This window comes from Rhizobium sp. K33 (assembly GCF_056501445.1).
Map to the genome: position 1 here is coordinate 3,949,645 of NZ_CP096478.1, position 16,096 is coordinate 3,965,740.

Consider the following 16,096-nt stretch of genomic DNA (forward strand, 5'->3'; position numbering starts at 1 on the left):
TGCCGCCGCCTAGCACAGCTTCACCCGTGATGAAACCGCAAGATCGCCGCGATCACGCGTGATGCGCCAGAAACCACCGGATTTCCGGCCCTTCGAACACGATCTCCAACTGTTGCGAGGGTCCGATACCCGAGACATCGGCAAAGAAGACATCTTCACCGATGCTGATCTCCCCGACCGGAATGGAGAAGGTCCAGCTTTCGCCATCCGGCGCGACGAGGCGCACCTTGCGTTCGTCGGAACGCTCGACCGTGATCGAGGGATGAATATGGAAGCGCGCGATAACCTCGGCGGAAGGCAGATTGGGCGTCGGCAGGCCGTCAGGCAGAAGAAGGCGATCGCGGCCCGCGATCTTCGTCCCCTGTTCGTTGATCCGGATCTCTCGCTCATGGATGACGCCGAAACGTTTCACATAGCCATCATGCCGCGCCGAAAGACGATCGCTGCCATCGGGGCCTGTCTGCCGGTCGACATGGATCTGCGAGGGACCGGAGACCATGATCGGCCCGAGCCGCGGCGAGTTGGCGATACGGGCAGAAGAGACGTCACCGATGCAAACGGTCGTATGGGCAGCCGTGGTTCGCGCCAGTTGCCGGAGCCGCTCGCCGGCGAAGCGGGGGGACCCGCTGTTGACGATGAAACGGTTGCGCCCGGATGACAACTCGAAGGACAGGCAGCCTGCATGGGAGGCAGCCGAAAGACGCGCGGAAAGCGGTTTGCCCGTATCCACGAGGATCACGGTGTCGCCGGCGGACAGCCGATGGAAGCCGCCATGCGGCAGGGCCTTGAAGGGAAGCCCGGATGTCTCGTCATAGCGCAAGACACTCATGAGATCGGTCGCGAGCGCCGAACTCGCGCCGTTGAACAGACCGATGTCGCCACTGGTGTGACGGAAGAAGCGGACAGCCGGGAAGATCCGGTCGATCACCGGGATCAGCTTGGATGGCACCGCGTGACCCAGGTTGATGTAGCTCTGGCGCAGCGGCAGAAGATCGAAGAGCAGATCGACAGAGGCCTGCGGATTACGGGAGATGTGGCTGCCATCCGGCAGGACTTGCCGTTCGAGCTCGCGATCGAGAAGACGTCCGGCGCGGCGCACGGCCGCCGGACGCGCTTCCGTCGCGATCGAGGCCATGGCGATGGCGATCCGCGCCTTCAGCCGCGGCAGACCTTCGGGGAGCGAATCCACCCGCCGCTGCAGGTAGCGCACCTGTTGGCTGAGGGATGTCGTGAAGCGGCGATAGAAGCCGGCATCGGCGTCCTGCAGCACGACCGGCGAATGGGAAAGCCAGCTGATGATGCGGCGTGAGACGACATCGCTTTCCCAGGCGACACCGCGGGCCCTGCCACCGTGAAGACCGATCCACTGATCCGTGATCCAGCGGGCATGATTGCAGGCCATGACGCTCTTGTCGGCACGCATATGCCGCAACCAGCCGAAGCCATGCAGGCGCCGGGCAAACTGCAGGGATGGAAGCTCGAGCTCGAAGGGGGATTGGCCGTCTGCATCCAGAATGCGGCCGGCAAGCGGAAAACGGCCATTCAGGATTTCGTCCGCCACGAAGGCGTCGACTGCGCGCAGATCCGTCGGCGCGACGATGACGCGATTGATCCTGAACCCGCCACGCTGAACGAAGGCCGGCGTCAACACTGCAGCCGTCTGCCGCACCTGCCGCCAACCTTCGGCGATGTGAAGCGAAATCAGTCGGGCGCGATCATTGATTCGCATACTGCTTCCTGTCACCGGATCCTGATGATCCGGTCATTTCGATTGTCGGGCCGTCACTGTCCGAAGAAATGAAGCATTCTCGGAGCAGATATTCCGACGCGAAACTCCATGTCATAGCGTCATGCCGCGGACATGCGGAGCGAACCGCACCGTCCACGCAGCCTTCCCAACAGGTTTATTGAGATATTAGTTAAATTTTAGCAATGACCGCCGCGTAGAAGCCGTCGAGGCCACCTTGTTTCGCCAACATGGCCGGTGTCGTGCGGAATTCACCGCGCGGCGTGATCGCCGTTTCCAGCCCAGGCCAGTCCGAAGGATTGATCGCGACGAGGCGCAATCCGGGCATATCTGCCAACACGCGGTCTACGACGTCCTCACCTTCGGAAGGATCGATCGAGCAATTCGAGAAGACGAGCCGGCCGCCTGGCTTCAGCAGAGTGACCGCATGGCGCAGGAGCTTTTCCTGGAGCGCGGCAAGCTTGGCGATGTCTCCGGCATCCTTCGTCCAGAGCACATCCGGATGACGCCGTGTCGTGCCCGTCGACGAGCAGGGGGCATCGAGCAGGATGGCGTCGAAACTCTCGGCCTCATCGATGGTGAGCAGGTCCGTGCAGAGCGTGTCGGCCGGAAGTCCCAGGCGCGCTAGATTGCTCTCCAGCCGCTTGAGCCGCGTCTTTGACTGTTCGACGGCAAGCACGTCTCCGCCGGCCAGCACGAGCTGCGCGGTCTTGCCCCCCGGGGCAGCGCAGAGATCGGCGACCCGCTTGCCTGTGAGGTCGCCGAACAGTTGGGCCGGAATGGCAGCGGCAGCATCCTGCACCCACCAGGCACCGTCATCGAAGCCTTCAAGCGCGGTGACCGAGCCACGGAACCGATCGAGCCGAACGCTGCCGGTCGGCAGCACCTGGCCACCCAGACGCTCCGCCCAACCTTCAGCATCGGCCTTCACGGTCAGATCGATCGTCGGCGGCTCCAGCTGTGACGCAGCGATGGCAAGAGCGTTCTCTCGACCATAGACTTCGGTCAAACGCTGCATGAACCAGTCCGGCATGCAGGGAAGATCCTCGACGGACGACAGCAAGTCGGCCTTCTCACGGCCGATCCGGCGCAGGATGGCATTGACCAGCTTGGCAAAACGGCGGCTGCGGGGATCGCCATTGGCCTGCTCAACGGCCAGGTCGACCGCCGAATGATCAGGAACATCGAGATAGAGCATCTGCGCCGCAGCGACGACCAGCAGGTGGTGCAGAGATCGCGCACCGTCCGGCAGCGGATTGTCGAGAAGGCTGCCGATGATCGCTTCGATCCTTGGCAGATGACGCAGCGCGCTCTGCAGGATGGCCTTGACGAGGCCGCGATCGGCTTCGTTCAGCGGAAGGAATGCGGGATTGCCGTGTTCCGGATCCAGCATCCCGTCCAGAGACGTCTTGCGATCGACCACCGCTGCAAGAATGCGGGTTGCGGCGATACGAGCCTCAAGGCCCGGCTTCATCGGCGGGCGAGGCCGTTCGCCATGCTTTTTTTGTCCGGCCTGCTTGTTTTTCGGTTTGCCCGTCGATCGATCGCTCAAGACCATGGTCCTTTGGGTGGTTCGGCTTTGCCGCGCCCCCAACCGGTGGTCGGAACGGAACGCGCCGTGCGCGTTGCCTTAACAGCGGGCTCCGGCGGCGTCGATCCCCCAGAGCGGATATCCGTCATTGCCAGCAGCGCCTCGATCCGGTTCTTCGTGTTCGGATGGGTAGAGAAGAGGTTGTCCATCCGCTGGCCATTGAGAGGGTTGATGATGAACATATGCGCCGTTGCGGGATTGCGCTCGGCGTCGATATTATCGATATGCGCCGCGTCGCCAGCGATCTTCTGAAGCGCAGACGCGAGCCAGCGGGGCTGACCGCAGATCTCTGCACCGCGGCGGTCGGCTGCATATTCCCGTGTGCGGCTGATCGCCATCTGAACCAGCATGGCGGCAAGGGGCGCCACGATCATCGCCACGAGAACGCCGATGAAGCCGAAGGGATTGTTGCGGTCATCCCGGCCGCTGGAAAAGAGAAAGGCAAAATTCGACAGCATCGAGATCGCGCCGGCGAGCGTCGCCGTGATCGTCATCGTCAGCGTGTCGCGGTTTTCGATATGCGCCAGTTCATGCGCCATGACACCCGCAACCTCTTCGGGCGTGAGCCGCTGCAACAGCCCGGTCGACGCGGCAACCGCGGCATTCTGAGGATTGCGACCGGTCGCAAAGGCGTTCGGCTGCGGGCTGTCGAAGACATAGACCTTCGGCATCGGCAGGTTTGCATTGCGGGCGAGATCGCGCACCATGATGTAGAATTCGGGCGCTGTCCGCTCGTCGACCTCCTGAGCGCGATAGGCCCGGAGCACCATCTTGTCCGAATTCCAGTAGGAGAAGAAGTTCATGCCGGCGGCAATGACGAAGGCAATCATCATCCCGCCGCGGCCGCCGATGAGGAAGCCGACACCCATGAACAGGGCGGTCATGAAGGCGAGCAGCATGGCAGTCCGCATGGTATTCATGTCGAGCTCCTCCGGAAGCATCCGATCGGCAAATTCCTTGCCGTTTTCGACTGTTGATTTAAAAAGCGCGCACCCCAATTTCAATGTTTGCGCATGAAATGCCGTCTCAGCAAAGGACGATGTGATGTCAGAAGATCGTGAAGCCGAAACCGGCGTGGAAGAACAGCCACGTGAACTGAGCCCGGCTGCGAAACGGGCACTCGCCGAAGCCGAGGAGCGCCGCCGCAAGGAAGCAGCCCCTGATATGCCGCCGGAGATCGGCGGACGCGGTGGAGCGGATCCGGCACGGTTTGGCGATTGGGAGATCAAGGGACGGGCAATCGATTTCTGAGGAATGATTCCCCATTGATTGGCCGCTTATATCGGAATATGTTCCTATCATGTTCCGAGCTGCTGTCGCCACTGTGATGATATTCCTCTCGGCCGTCCCGACGGGTGCCGGCAGCCGGATGATCGACGGCCCTGTTGCCGCAGAGGTGGTCAGAGTCATTGACGGGGACACCGTCCTTGTCGAAGCCATGCCCTGGCCCGACCACAAGGTGAACACCTATGTGCGCCTGCGCGGCATCGATGCGCCTGAGCTTCGATCCAAATGCCCGGCGTTCCGGAAGGCGGCTCAAGTTGCAAAGAGCGAGCTGGCAAGCCTCATCGGGAACGAGCGACTGGTGCAGCTGACCGCAATCTCCGGCGACAAATATTTCGGCCGTGTGGTTGCCGATCTTACCCTGCCAGACGGTACGCGACCGGCAGAGGATCTGCTCGAGGCGGGTCTGGTCGATCCCTATTCAGGCCGGACAAAAAGCAAGAGGCTCTGCCCAAGCGTCATGAAAGACCGGTGACACAGAAAAGGGGCCCCCTTTAGGAGCCCCTTTTCAAGTTCTCAGGCTATTGTGTATCAAGCGCTCTTGTTCTGTCGGTTAGCGATCAGATCATCCACGACAGCCGGATCGGCGAGCGTCGAGGTATCGCCGAGCGCGCCGAAATCATCCTCGGCGATCTTGCGCAGGATACGGCGCATGATCTTGCCGGAACGCGTCTTCGGCAGGCCGGGCGCGAACTGGATCTTGTCCGGTGTGGCGATCGGGCCGATTTCCGTACGCACATGCTTCACCAGGTCAGCCCGCAGCGCGTCATTCCCCTCGTGGCCCGACATCAAGGTGACATAGCAATAGATGCCCTGGCCCTTGATGTTGTGCGGGTAACCCACGACGGCCGCTTCGGAGACGAGGTGGTGCGAGACCAGCGCCGATTCGACTTCGGCCGTGCCCAGGCGGTGACCGGAGACGTTCAGAACGTCGTCCACGCGACCCGTAATCCAGTAGTAGCCGTCTTCATCGCGCCGGCAGCCGTCACCCGTGAAATACTTGCCCTTGTAGGTGGAGAAGTAGGTCTGCACGAAGCGATCGTGATCGCCATAGACGGAGCGGGCCTGGCCCGGCCAACTGTCGGTGATGCAGAGGTTGCCGTCGGTCGCGCCTTCCAGCACTTGACCCTCATTGTCCACCAACTCCGGCTTGACCCCGAAGAAGGGTCGTGTGGCCGAACCGGGTTTCAGCGCGGTTGCCCCCGGCAGCGGCGTGATCATGATGCCGCCGGTTTCCGTCTGCCACCAGGTATCGACGACGGGCGACTTCTGCTCGCCGACGACGTTGTAATACCACTCCCAGGCTTCCGGATTGATCGGTTCGCCCACGGAGCCGAGAAGGCGGAGCGACGAACGGTCCGAGCGCTTCACGAACTCGTCGCCGGCACCCATCAGCGAGCGGATCGCGGTCGGTGCGGTGTAGAAGATGTTGACCTTGTGCTTCTCGATCACCTCCCAGAAGCGGCCCTGGTCCGGGAAGGTCGGGATACCCTCGAACATCAGCGTCGTGGCGCAGTTCGAAAGCGGCCCGTAGACGATGTAGGAGTGACCGGTAACCCAGCCGACATCGGCCGTGCACCAGTAGATGTCACCATCGTGATAATCGAAGACATATTCATGCGTCATCGACGCATAGACGAGATAGCCGCCGGTCGTGTGCATGACGCCCTTCGGCTTGCCCGTCGAACCCGAGGTGTAGAGGATGAACAGCGGATCTTCCGCCTTCATCTTCACCGGCGGGCATTCGGCCTTGACCGTGTGCACTTCCTGATGGTGCCAGATGTCGCGGCCCGGTGCCCAGCCGATCTTGCCGCCGGTGCGGCGCACGACAAGCACCTTGTTGACGATCACATACTGCTTGGCGGCGATGTCGATCGCGATATCGGTGTTTTCCTTGAGCGGAACCGGCTTGCCGCCACGAACGCCTTCGTCGCAGGTGATGACGAAGGTCGATTCACAGTCGACGATGCGACCTGCGAGCGCCTCAGGCGAGAAGCCACCGAAGACCACCGAATGGACCGCGCCGATGCGGGCGCAGGCGAGCATGGCATAAGCCGCTTCCGGGATCATCGGCATGTAGATGGTGACGCGGTCACCCTTCTTCACGCCGTGCTTCTTGAGCACGTTCGCCATCCGGCAGACGTGCTCGTAGAGCTCGTTATAGGTGATCTTCTTGTCGATATAGGGGTTGTCGCCTTCCCAGATGATGGCGGTACGTTCGCCATGCGTTTTCAGGTGACGGTCGATGCAGTTGTAGGAGACGTTGGTCAGGCCGTCCTCGAACCACTTGATCGGGACCTTGCCCTTGAAGGACGTGTTCTTGACCTTCGTATAGGGCTTGAACCAGTCGATCCGCTTGCCGTGCTTGCCCCAGAACTTCTCGGGATCCTCGATGCTCTCCTGATACCACTTCTGGTACTTCTCATCATCGATCAGGGCACGAACCTTTGCCGATTTCAGCACCGGATAGGTTTTGGCTGACATGAACTCCTCCTCATGTTGACGGGCCACTACTGGCGACCAGGACCGTCCTCCCCGGCCTATCGCCGACATACATAGCAGGTGCAACATGGCCAGCAATTAGACAAAGGTCATTCGTGACTTCGCGAATTGCAATTTCGTTACATAATCGCTATAAGGACGCCGAATTCCCGGAAATAGTGGTTTAAACCCACGGCCCGCGACAACCGGCGCGGACCCTCAGAAGGATTGTATCCATGGCCCAGACACTGCTCATGCCGAAGGCGACCGCCGTATGGCTCGTCGACAATACCGCGCTGTCATTCGACCAGATCGCGCAGTTCTGCAAACTGCATCCGCTCGAAGTCAAGGCGATCGCAGACGGCGAAGCAGCACAGGGCATCAAGGGTCTCGACCCGATCGCGACCGGCCAGCTCTCGCGCGACGAAATCGCCCGTGCCGAGAAGGACGTGAACTACAAGCTGAAGATCTCCGAGCCGAAGGTGCGCGTTCCGGATTCCAAGCGCCGCGGCCCCCGCTACACCCCGGTGTCCAAGCGCCAGGACCGTCCTAACGCCATTCTCTGGCTGGTCCGCAACCATCCCGAACTGAAGGATGCGCAGATCTCGCGTCTCGTTGGCACCACCAAGTCGACGATCGAACAGATCCGCGATCGCACCCACTGGAACTCGGCAAACCTGACGCCGATGGACCCGGTGACGCTCGGCCTCTGCAGCCAGATCGATCTCGATCTCGAAGTCGAAAAGGCGTCCAAGGGCCGTCCGCTGCCGACCGCTGCCGAACTCGGCGCAACGCTTCAGTCGGCCAGCGACACCGAAAACCTCGGCTTCGGCTACGATCGCGAGGAAGAGAAGGAAATCGACGCCAACGCCGTCTTCGCGAAGCTGCAGTCGCTCAAGTCGGATCGCCCGACCGACGACGAAGACGATCAGTACTGATCGCGTATCGAACCGACCGAACCCCGGCAGCCCATGGCAGCCGGGGTTTTTTATTGCCTGGACTTCAGGTTCAAGCGCTGGCGGCGGCCTTCGTTGCGACCGGCACCTGCCCATGGGCCTGAAGAACGGCAGTGATTTCATCAAGGATCGCTGGATCGTCGATCGTCGCCGGCATCTTCCAGGGCAGACCATCGGCGATCTTCTGCATGGTCCCACGCAGGATCTTGCCCGAGCGGGTCTTCGGCAAGCGGTCCACCATCAGCACCATCTTGAAGGCGGCCACCGGACCGATCTCGTCGCGCACCAGCTGAACGACTTCCTTGGAAATCAGCTTATGGTCCCGATGCACGTTCTTCTTCAGCACGAGGAAGCCGCAGGGGATCTGCCCTTTCAGCTCATCTGCAATGCCGATGACCGCACATTCCGCGACATCGGGATGCATGGCGCAGACTTCTTCCATCGCCCCGGTAGAGAGACGATGACCAGCGCAATTGATGATGTCATCGGTGCGGGCCATGACGAAGACATAACCGTCTTCGTCGATGACGCCGGCATCGGCCGTCTTGTAGTAGCCGGGGAATTCCTCGAGGCATGAAGCTCGAAAGCGCTCATCGGCATTCCAGAAGGAAACGAGGCAGCCCGGGGGCAGGGGTAGCTTCGCCACGATGTTGCCAAGCGTGCCGGGAGCGACCGGATGGCCGGCATCGTCCAGCACCTCGAGCCCATAGCCGGGCATCGGCTTGGTCGGCGATCCGTGCTTCACCGGAAGCAATCCGAGACCCGCCGGATTGGCCGCAATCGCCCAGCCGGTTTCCGTCTGCCACCAGTGATCGATGACCGGGATCTTCAGGATCCGCTCGGCCCATTTCAGGGTCTCCGGATCGGCACGCTCTCCGGCCAGGAAAAGGGCGCGAAGACCCGAAAGATCGTAGCGGGCGACATGTTCACCCTCGGGATCGTCACGGCGGATCGCGCGGAAGGCCGTCGGAGCCGTGAACAGCACTTTCACACCGTGATCATTCACAACGCGCCAGAACGTGCCTGCGTCTGGCGTACCCACAGGCTTGCCTTCAAAAACAACCGTCGCATTGCCGGCCAGAAGCGGCCCGTAGACGATATAGGAATGGCCGACCACCCAGCCGATATCGGAGGCGGCCCAGAAGACCTCGCCCGGCTTCACGCCATAGATGTTCTTCATGGTCCAGTTGAGGGCGACCATGTGGCCGCCATTGTCGCGCACCACACCCTTCGGCTGACCGGTCGTGCCGGATGTGTAGAGAATGTAGAGCGGATCGGTTGCGGCAACCGCCACGCAATCGATCGAAGAGCCGTTGATCTTTTCTTGCTCGACGGCTTGCGCCAGATCGACGTCGCCGTGTTCGTAGCGGAGCGGCGCGTGGTATTGTTCGCGCTGCAGGATCAGGCAGTAATCCGGCTTGACCTTGGCCATGTCGATCGCCTGGTCGAGCAGCGGCTTGTAAGGCACGATGCGGCCCGGTTCGAGCCCGCAGCTCGCCCCGATCACAACCTTCGCGCCTGAATCGTCGATGCGCGTCGCGAGCTCATGCGCCGCGAAACCGCCGAAGACGACCGAATGTACGGCGCCGATGCGGGCGCAGGCGAGCATGGAAAACACGGCCTCTGGGATCATCGGCATGTAGATGATCACACGATCGCCCTTGCCGACGCCATGATTGCGCAGGACCGCAGCCATTGCGGAGACTTCCGTCAGAACCTGATCATAGCTGTAGCGCGCCGTCTGCCCGGTCATGGGGCTGTCGTAGATGACAGCCGTCTCGGCACCCCGGCCGGCCTCGATATGCCGGTCGATACAGTTATAGCAGGTATTGGTCTCACCCCCGGCAAACCACCGCCCATAGGTCCCTTGAGCGGGATCGAAGACACTTTCAGGCGCCTTGAACCAGTGAATGTCTTTTGCCGCAGCGCCCCAGAAACCTTCGGGGTTTGCCTTCCAGGAATCATAGACGTCCTGATAGCTCTCGCGCATGCCGATCCTCCCATGACAACGCTTGAGGCTTTCGCCTTTACCGTCATTTTAGGATCGGCGAAGGAAGGAGGAAAGAGAGACCAAAGCGCTATGCCGAAGGTCTAAGGCAATTTAACGTGTGCCAAAAATTGCCGAACCGACGCGAACGCTCGTTGCCCCGAAGCCGATGGCAGTCTGGAAATCACCCGACATGCCCATGGAGAGCTTCGAAAGCCCGTTTTCCTCGGCAAGTTTCGCCAGCAGGGCAAAATGCGGTCCTGGATTTTCATCGACCGGCGGAATGCACATCAGGCCTTCGACCTGCATTGCAAGTTCATCCCGGCAGAGCGAGACAAAGGACGCGACGTCGTCGGGCGCAATCCCGGCTTTCTGAGGCTCGAGACCGGTATTGACCTGAATGTAGAACCGGATCGAACGCTCCTGGCGCTTGACTTCCTCGGCCAGCGCCCGCGCGATCTTCTCGCGGTCCACGGTTTCGATCACATCGAAGAGTGCCACCGCGTCGGCTGCCTTGTTCGACTGGAGCGGCCCGATCAGATGCAGTGCGAGATCAGGGGTCTCGGCCTTCAGATCCGGCCATTTGCCCTGGGCCTCCTGCACGCGGTTTTCTCCAAATACCCGCTGCCCCGCAACGATCGTCGGCCGGATGTGCTCGGCATCGAAGGTCTTGGACACGGCCACGAGCGATACTGAATCCGGCTCACGACCGGCTTCTTGCGTTGCCTTCACGATCTTGTCCCGGACGTCCTGGAGGCGTTCTTCAACCGACATGTCCAACCCTCGTTTCATTCTGCTCGATATCTGGCGTATTCACGACTTTCGGCAAGGGGTTAAAGCCAGCCTCAGGCGATGGCAAGCTCAGGCGGCAATCGCGGCCCGGAAAGCCCCGGCGAATCCCTCAAAAACTTGACGCTTGGCCGGTTTCATGATGAAGGTCGGCCCTCTTCCTTTGATGCTATTCCCGGAAATGCGATCCATGGCTACCGAACGTTACAATCCGCGCGACGCCGAGCCCCGTTGGCAGGCGAAATGGGCCGAAGACAAGGTCTTCGAGACCGACAATGCTGACCCGCGCGAGAAATACTACGTGCTTGAGATGTTCCCCTATCCATCGGGACGCATCCACATGGGCCATGTCCGCAACTATGCGATGGGCGATGTCGTCGCCCGCTACAAACGCGCCCGCGGCTATAATGTCTTGCATCCCATGGGCTGGGACGCATTCGGCATGCCGGCGGAAAATGCCGCGATGAAGAACAAGGTCCACCCCAAGGCCTGGACCTACGAGAACATCGCCACCATGCGCGGCCAGCTGAAGTCCATGGGCCTGTCCTTGGACTGGTCGCGCGAATTCGCGACCTGCGACGTCGACTACTACCATCGTCAGCAGCACCTGTTTCTGGACTTCCTGGAAAAGGGTCTGGTCTACCGCAAGAACTCGAAGGTGAACTGGGACCCGGAAGACATGACCGTGCTCGCCAATGAGCAGGTCATCGACGGCCGCGGCTGGCGCTCCGGTGCTCTGGTCGAGCAGCGCGAACTGACCCAGTGGTTCTTCAAGATCACCGACTTCAGCCAGGACCTGCTGGACGCATTGGACGAACTCGACCAGTGGCCTGAAAAGGTCCGGCTGATGCAGAAGAACTGGATCGGTCGCTCGGAAGGTATGGCGATCCGCTGGGAGGTTGCGTCCGGCAGCGATGCCAGCGAGGTGACCGTCTATACGACACGGCCCGACACCCTGTTCGGCGCCTCCTTCCTCGCGATCGCCGCCGATCACCCCTTGGCGAAGGAAGCCGCCGCGCGTGACGCAGCCGTGGACGCCTTCTGCCAGGAATGCCGGCATGCCGGCACGTCTCTGGCAGCGCTGGAAACAGCCGAGAAGAAGGGCATCGATACCGGAATCCGCGTGAAGCATCCGCTCGACCCGAGCTGGGAGCTGCCGGTCTATGTCGCGAACTTCGTGCTGATGGAATACGGCACGGGCGCGATCTTCGGCTGCCCCTCCGGCGACCAGCGCGACCTGGATTTTGCCCGCAAATATGACCTGCCGGTCGTGCCGGTCGTCATGCCCAAAGAAGGCGACGCCGCAAGTTTCGTGGTCGGTGACACGGCCTATACCGATGACGGCGTGATGATCAATTCTCGCTTCCTTGACGGGCTTTCGACCACGGAAGCTTTCGAGGAAGTGGCGAACCGTCTGTCCTCGCAGCAACTGAACGGCGCACCGCAGGGCGAACGCAAGGTCAATTTCCGCCTGCGCGACTGGGGCATTTCCCGTCAGCGCTACTGGGGCTGCCCGATCCCGGTCATCCATTGCGATGACTGTGGTGTGGTCCCCGTCCCGAAGAAGGACCTGCCGGTGAAGCTGCCTGACGATGTCAGCTTCGACAAGCCGGGCAACCCGCTCGACCGTCATCCGACCTGGCGCCATGTCGCCTGCCCCTGCTGCGGCAAGGATGCCCGTCGCGAGACGGACACGATGGACACCTTTGTCGATTCGAGCTGGTATTTCACCCGCTTCACGGCACCCTGGGAAGACAATCCGACGGATCCGTCCGTCGCCAATCGCTGGCTGCCGGTCGATCAGTATATCGGCGGTATCGAGCACGCGATCCTGCACCTTCTCTATTCGCGCTTCTTCACCCGAGCCATGCGCGAGACCGGACATGTCGACCTGAAGGAGCCCTTCAAGGGCCTCTTCACCCAGGGCATGGTGGTGCACGAGACCTATAGCATCGGCGAGGGACTGGAGCGCGAATGGGTGGCCCCGGTTGACCTTCGGATCGAAGAGGCCGATGGCACACGCCGGGCATTCCTGCTGAGCAATGGTCAGGAAGCCAAGATCGGCTCGATCGAGAAAATGTCGAAGTCGAAGAAGAACGTCGTGGATCCCGATGACATCATCGGGTCCTACGGCGCCGATACCGCACGCTTCTTCGTTCTCTCGGATTCGCCGCCGGACCGCGACGTCATCTGGTCGGAAGCAGGCGTCGAAGGCGCCCATCGCTTCGTCCAGCGCGTCTGGCGTCTCATCTCCGAGGCCGCCGATCGGCTGAAGTCCGTACAGCCGAATCCGGCTAAGGACGGTGACGCGTTGGCTGTGTCGCAAATCGCCCACAAGACGCTGAAGGCAGTTCAGGGCGATCTCGACAAGCTTGCCTTCAACAAGGCGATCGCCCGCATTTACGAACTGGTCAACGCGCTGGCCGCGCCGCTCACCAATGTCGCGGCAGGGCAGGGTGACCAGGCTTATGTCGCCGCGGTCCGCAATGCGGCCGAGATCCTCGTGCAACTGATTGCACCGATGACGCCGCATCTGGCCGAAGAGTGCTGGTCGATCCTCGGCAATGAGGGATTGATCGCAAAGTCTGCCTGGCCGCATTTCGACGAAGCGCTAGTGGCCGAGAACGAAATCACTTTGCCTGTGCAGATCAACGGCAAGAAGCGCGCCGAATTGACAATCGCGCGCGACGCAGACCAGAATGCCGTTCAGGAAGCCGTGCTGGCTCTCGACGCCGTCAAGGCCGCGCTCAACGGCCAGGCACCGAAGAAGATCATCGTTGTCCCGCTAAGGATCGTGAACATTGTCCTCTGAACTCAAGCCTTCCACAGTGCTTCGGCGCTCGCTTCTGATCGGCGCGGCTCTGCTTCTGGCGGGCTGCCAGGCGCGTCCCTTGTATCAGGATGTCAATGCCATTGGTGAAACGCGTGGCGCTCTCGCGGCCATTTCGTATTCGGAAGCTAACAGCCGAATTGGCCTAGAAACACGCAACCGGCTGCTTTTCCTGACCAGTGGCGGCAAGGAAACGGCGACGCCAGAATATCGCGTTGAATTGACCGTCAGCGGCGGCGTGACAGGCATCTTGCTGGATGAAGCAGCCGATACCCCGAACGCGGGGCGCGCTGCCGTCCTGGGAACCTATACGCTGAAGCGCATCTCGGACGACACCGTTCTCAAGACGGGCCGTCGAACGGGCGTCGCCCTCTTCGATTATCCGCGCCAGGAATTTGCAAAGCTGCGTGCGGTCCGCGATGCAGAAACCCGTGCGGCCCGGGAACTGGCTGAAATCATCTACGCCGACCTGGCCATGGCCCTTGGTCGCTGATCGGCGACCATGGCGGAGATCAAATCTCACGAGTTTGAAGGCTTCCTGGCCAAGTCGGCCAGGCATTACCGGCTCTTTGTTATTTATGGACCGGATCGTGGGCTGGTCGCCGAACGGGCCTCGGCTCTTGCTGCCACAACGGGTGTCGATCTCTCGGACGGGTTTGCGCTGATCCGGCTCGACGCATCGGACATCCAGTCGGACCCAGGCCGGCTGATCGATGAGATGAATGCATTCGGCCTCTTCGGCGGCGAAAAACTCATCTGGGTGCGCGGCGCAGCCAATGAGAAACAACTGGTCGACGGGCTCGCGCATCTGGCGGCAAAGCCACCGGAAGGCAGCTATCTCCTTATAGAGGCCGGCGATCTCAAGAAGGGTTCGGCTCTACGGAAAGTCGCGGAATCCGAGCGCAGGGTTGCCTGTATTGCCTGCTACCAGGATGACGCGCGGGCTCTCAATGGCCTGATCGACGCTGAACTCGCCGCCGCGAATCTCCGCATCACACCGGCAGCGCGAGAATTGCTGCTCGAGTCCATCGGCGGTGATCGTATTGCGTCGCGCAACGAGATCCGGAAGCTCGTTCTCTATTGCATGAACGACGAGCTGATCGACGAGCGCCACGTCCTGGATATCGTCGGCGATGCCAGCGCCGTGTCGACCGACGAGGTTGTAGACGCCGTACTGTCCGGTGATGCCGACGGCTTTCTGCATGCAATCCAGAAAGTCATCTCGTCCAAGACGGCTGTCTTCCTGATCCTGCAGGGAACGATGAAACAGGTTCAGTTGCTGGAGGCCATGCGTCTGGAGATGGAAGAGAAAAGCCAGCAACCGGCGCAGGTACTCCAGACGCTGGGCCGCGGCATCCATTTCAAACGCAAGCCGATCATCGAGAAAGCGTTACGGAACTGGAACAGTTCCGACCTGGGCCGTGAAAGCTCGAGGCTCAACGCCGCGGTTCTACAGAGCAGGCAGAATGCGTCCCTCGAGGACAATCTGGCCATCCAGACCCTTTTGGCAACGACGCTTCAATCCGCGCGGCGCAATCGCCGCGGTTGATCAGCGAGCCTCGAGCAGGCGGCAAATCTCTTCCAGCTGGTCCAGCGTCTTGTAATTGATCTTCAGCTGACCGCCACCACCCTTGTGGTTGATCGCGACAGAAAGACCCAGACGATCGGAGAGGCTACGCTCGAGCGCGATGGTGTCTGAATCTTTCGGCTCGCGAACGTCCGCTGGCGTGGGTTCCTGCTGCGCCTTGATGTGGTTCTGCGCGAGCTTCTCCGCATCACGAACGGAAAGACCCTTTTGCGCGATGGTCTTGGCGAGCATCACCGGATCGGGCGTCGAGACCAGAGCGCGCGCGTGACCGGCAGAAAGACTGCCGTCGGCCAGCATGTCACGCACGGGGTCGGGGAGCTTGAGAAGGCGCAGGCTATTGGCCACATGGCTCCGGCTCTTGCCGATGATTTCGCCAAGGTCGTTTTGGGTATAGCCGTGCTCGGCAATCAGCTGCTCGTAACCAAGCGCCTCTTCGAGAGGGTTGAGGTCCGCGCGCTGCACGTTTTCAACGATTGCAAGCTCAAGGGCTGTGCGATCGTCCACATCCCGCACAATGACCGGAATTTCGACCAGCCCGGCGAGTTGGGCAGCGCGCCACCGGCGCTCACCGGCGATGATCTCATAGCGATCGGTGCCGACCGTACGGACGACAACGGGCTGCACGATACCATGCTGCCGGATCGAGCCGGCAAGATCCTGCAATTCCGCCTCGTCGAAGTAGCGGCGGGGGTTCTTGGGGCTACGAGCGACGAATTCGATCGGAACGGTGCGGTCAGGGTTCACCGCCGGCTTGGTTTCGCCAACCGGAACCGGCTGATCCATTTCGCCGATCAGCGCTGCCAGACCGCGACCGAGGCGGCGTTTCGATACGTCTTCGCTCAT

General features: G+C 61.3%; 13 protein-coding genes. 6 read left to right on the top strand and 7 right to left on the bottom strand.

All coding sequences use genetic code 11. From position 1 onward, the window contains the following. Window positions 1-52 precede the first annotated feature (52 nt). From M1E12_RS19025 to htpX, 3 genes are all read right to left on the bottom strand, one after another. On the bottom strand, window positions 53-1,729 hold the full coding sequence (locus tag M1E12_RS19025) for a heparinase II/III family protein (RefSeq protein WP_479562915.1): 1,677 nt from the start codon (window positions 1,727-1,729) through the stop codon (window positions 53-55). 190 nt (window positions 1,730-1,919) lie between these two features. After that, a complete protein-coding gene (locus M1E12_RS19030; RefSeq protein WP_479562916.1) occupies window positions 1,920-3,305 on the bottom strand; it encodes an RsmB/NOP family class I SAM-dependent RNA methyltransferase in 1,386 nt (461 codons plus the stop codon). Next, window positions 3,296-4,258 carry a zinc metalloprotease HtpX gene (gene htpX, locus M1E12_RS19035; RefSeq protein WP_113459196.1) on the bottom strand — a complete coding sequence of 321 codons (963 nt, stop codon included), beginning with the start codon at window positions 4,256-4,258 and terminating at the stop codon, window positions 3,296-3,298. Before htpX ends, M1E12_RS19030 begins: the two co-directional genes overlap by 10 nt. Window positions 4,259-4,382: 124 nt before the next feature. Here htpX and M1E12_RS19040 point away from each other — a divergent pair, with 124 nt between their 5' ends. Both M1E12_RS19040 and M1E12_RS19045 read left to right on the top strand, forming a co-directional pair. After that, the gene (locus M1E12_RS19040; RefSeq protein WP_113459112.1) at window positions 4,383-4,589 is read left to right on the top strand and encodes a DUF1674 domain-containing protein; all 207 of its coding nucleotides are present in this window, start codon (window positions 4,383-4,385) and stop codon (window positions 4,587-4,589) included. Between the two features lie 49 nt (window positions 4,590-4,638). Continuing rightward, window positions 4,639-5,097: a thermonuclease family protein gene (locus M1E12_RS19045; protein WP_479562917.1), complete on the top strand. Its 459-nt coding sequence runs from the start codon at window positions 4,639-4,641 to the stop codon at window positions 5,095-5,097. 56 nt (window positions 5,098-5,153) lie between these two features. Here the strand turns inward: M1E12_RS19045 and acs are convergent, their stop codons facing one another. Next, complete coding sequence (acs, locus tag M1E12_RS19050) at window positions 5,154-7,106, bottom strand: acetate--CoA ligase (RefSeq protein WP_113459114.1); 1,953 nt, start codon at window positions 7,104-7,106, stop codon at window positions 5,154-5,156. Window positions 7,107-7,339: 233 nt separating this feature from the next. Here acs and M1E12_RS19055 point away from each other — a divergent pair, with 233 nt between their 5' ends. Then, window positions 7,340-8,041: a DUF1013 domain-containing protein gene (locus tag M1E12_RS19055; protein WP_113459115.1), complete on the top strand. Its 702-nt coding sequence runs from the start codon at window positions 7,340-7,342 to the stop codon at window positions 8,039-8,041. A 70-nt stretch (window positions 8,042-8,111) separates the two neighbouring features. Here the strand turns inward: M1E12_RS19055 and M1E12_RS19060 are convergent, their stop codons facing one another. Together M1E12_RS19060 and M1E12_RS19065 are read right to left on the bottom strand one after the other, a co-directional pair. After that, window positions 8,112-10,049 carry a propionyl-CoA synthetase gene (locus M1E12_RS19060; RefSeq protein WP_479562918.1) on the bottom strand — a complete coding sequence of 646 codons (1,938 nt, stop codon included), beginning with the start codon at window positions 10,047-10,049 and terminating at the stop codon, window positions 8,112-8,114. Between the two features lie 111 nt (window positions 10,050-10,160). Beyond that, window positions 10,161-10,820: a YggS family pyridoxal phosphate-dependent enzyme gene (locus M1E12_RS19065; RefSeq protein WP_479562919.1), complete on the bottom strand. Its 660-nt coding sequence runs from the start codon at window positions 10,818-10,820 to the stop codon at window positions 10,161-10,163. 205 nt (window positions 10,821-11,025) lie between these two features. On the opposite strand from M1E12_RS19065, the gene leuS reads away from it, so the two are divergent. The 3 genes from leuS to holA are packed head-to-tail and all read left to right on the top strand — an operon-like array spanning window position 11,026 to window position 15,214. Then, a complete protein-coding gene (leuS, locus tag M1E12_RS19070; RefSeq protein ID WP_479562920.1) occupies window positions 11,026-13,647 on the top strand; it encodes a leucine--tRNA ligase in 2,622 nt (873 codons plus the stop codon). Then, on the top strand, window positions 13,637-14,158 hold the full coding sequence (locus tag M1E12_RS19075; protein WP_479562921.1) for a hypothetical protein: 522 nt from the start codon (window positions 13,637-13,639) through the stop codon (window positions 14,156-14,158). Before leuS ends, M1E12_RS19075 begins: the two co-directional genes overlap by 11 nt. A 9-nt stretch (window positions 14,159-14,167) precedes the next feature. Beyond that, window positions 14,168-15,214, top strand: a complete 1,047-nt coding sequence (gene holA, locus M1E12_RS19080) for a DNA polymerase III subunit delta (RefSeq protein WP_479562922.1) — start codon at window positions 14,168-14,170, stop codon at window positions 15,212-15,214. Here the strand turns inward: holA and M1E12_RS19085 are convergent, their stop codons facing one another. Beyond that, window positions 15,215-16,096, bottom strand: coding sequence for a ParB/RepB/Spo0J family partition protein (locus M1E12_RS19085; RefSeq protein WP_479562923.1), 882 nt, complete (start codon window positions 16,094-16,096; stop codon window positions 15,215-15,217).

What these genes read in the sequence shown, in the direction of transcription:
- M1E12_RS19025 (WP_479562915.1), bottom strand. Translation starts at nt 1,729, where the DNA reads ATGCGAATCAATGATCGCGCCCGACTGATTTCGCTTCACATCGCCGAA.
- M1E12_RS19030 (WP_479562916.1), bottom strand. Translation starts at nt 3,305, where the DNA reads ATGGTCTTGAGCGATCGATCGACGGGCAAACCGAAAAACAAGCAGGCC.
- htpX (WP_113459196.1), bottom strand. Translation starts at nt 4,258, where the DNA reads ATGAATACCATGCGGACTGCCATGCTGCTCGCCTTCATGACCGCCCTG.
- M1E12_RS19040 (WP_113459112.1), top strand. Translation starts at nt 4,383, where the DNA reads ATGTCAGAAGATCGTGAAGCCGAAACCGGCGTGGAAGAACAGCCACGT.
- M1E12_RS19045 (WP_479562917.1), top strand. Translation starts at nt 4,639, where the DNA reads ATGTTCCGAGCTGCTGTCGCCACTGTGATGATATTCCTCTCGGCCGTC.
- acs (WP_113459114.1), bottom strand. Translation starts at nt 7,106, where the DNA reads ATGTCAGCCAAAACCTATCCGGTGCTGAAATCGGCAAAGGTTCGTGCC.
- M1E12_RS19055 (WP_113459115.1), top strand. Translation starts at nt 7,340, where the DNA reads ATGGCCCAGACACTGCTCATGCCGAAGGCGACCGCCGTATGGCTCGTC.
- M1E12_RS19060 (WP_479562918.1), bottom strand. Translation starts at nt 10,049, where the DNA reads ATGCGCGAGAGCTATCAGGACGTCTATGATTCCTGGAAGGCAAACCCC.
- M1E12_RS19065 (WP_479562919.1), bottom strand. Translation starts at nt 10,820, where the DNA reads ATGTCGGTTGAAGAACGCCTCCAGGACGTCCGGGACAAGATCGTGAAG.
- leuS (WP_479562920.1), top strand. Translation starts at nt 11,026, where the DNA reads ATGGCTACCGAACGTTACAATCCGCGCGACGCCGAGCCCCGTTGGCAG.
- holA (WP_479562922.1), top strand. Translation starts at nt 14,168, where the DNA reads ATGGCGGAGATCAAATCTCACGAGTTTGAAGGCTTCCTGGCCAAGTCG.
- M1E12_RS19085 (WP_479562923.1), bottom strand. Translation starts at nt 16,096, where the DNA reads ATGAGCGAAGACGTATCGAAACGCCGCCTCGGTCGCGGTCTGGCAGCG.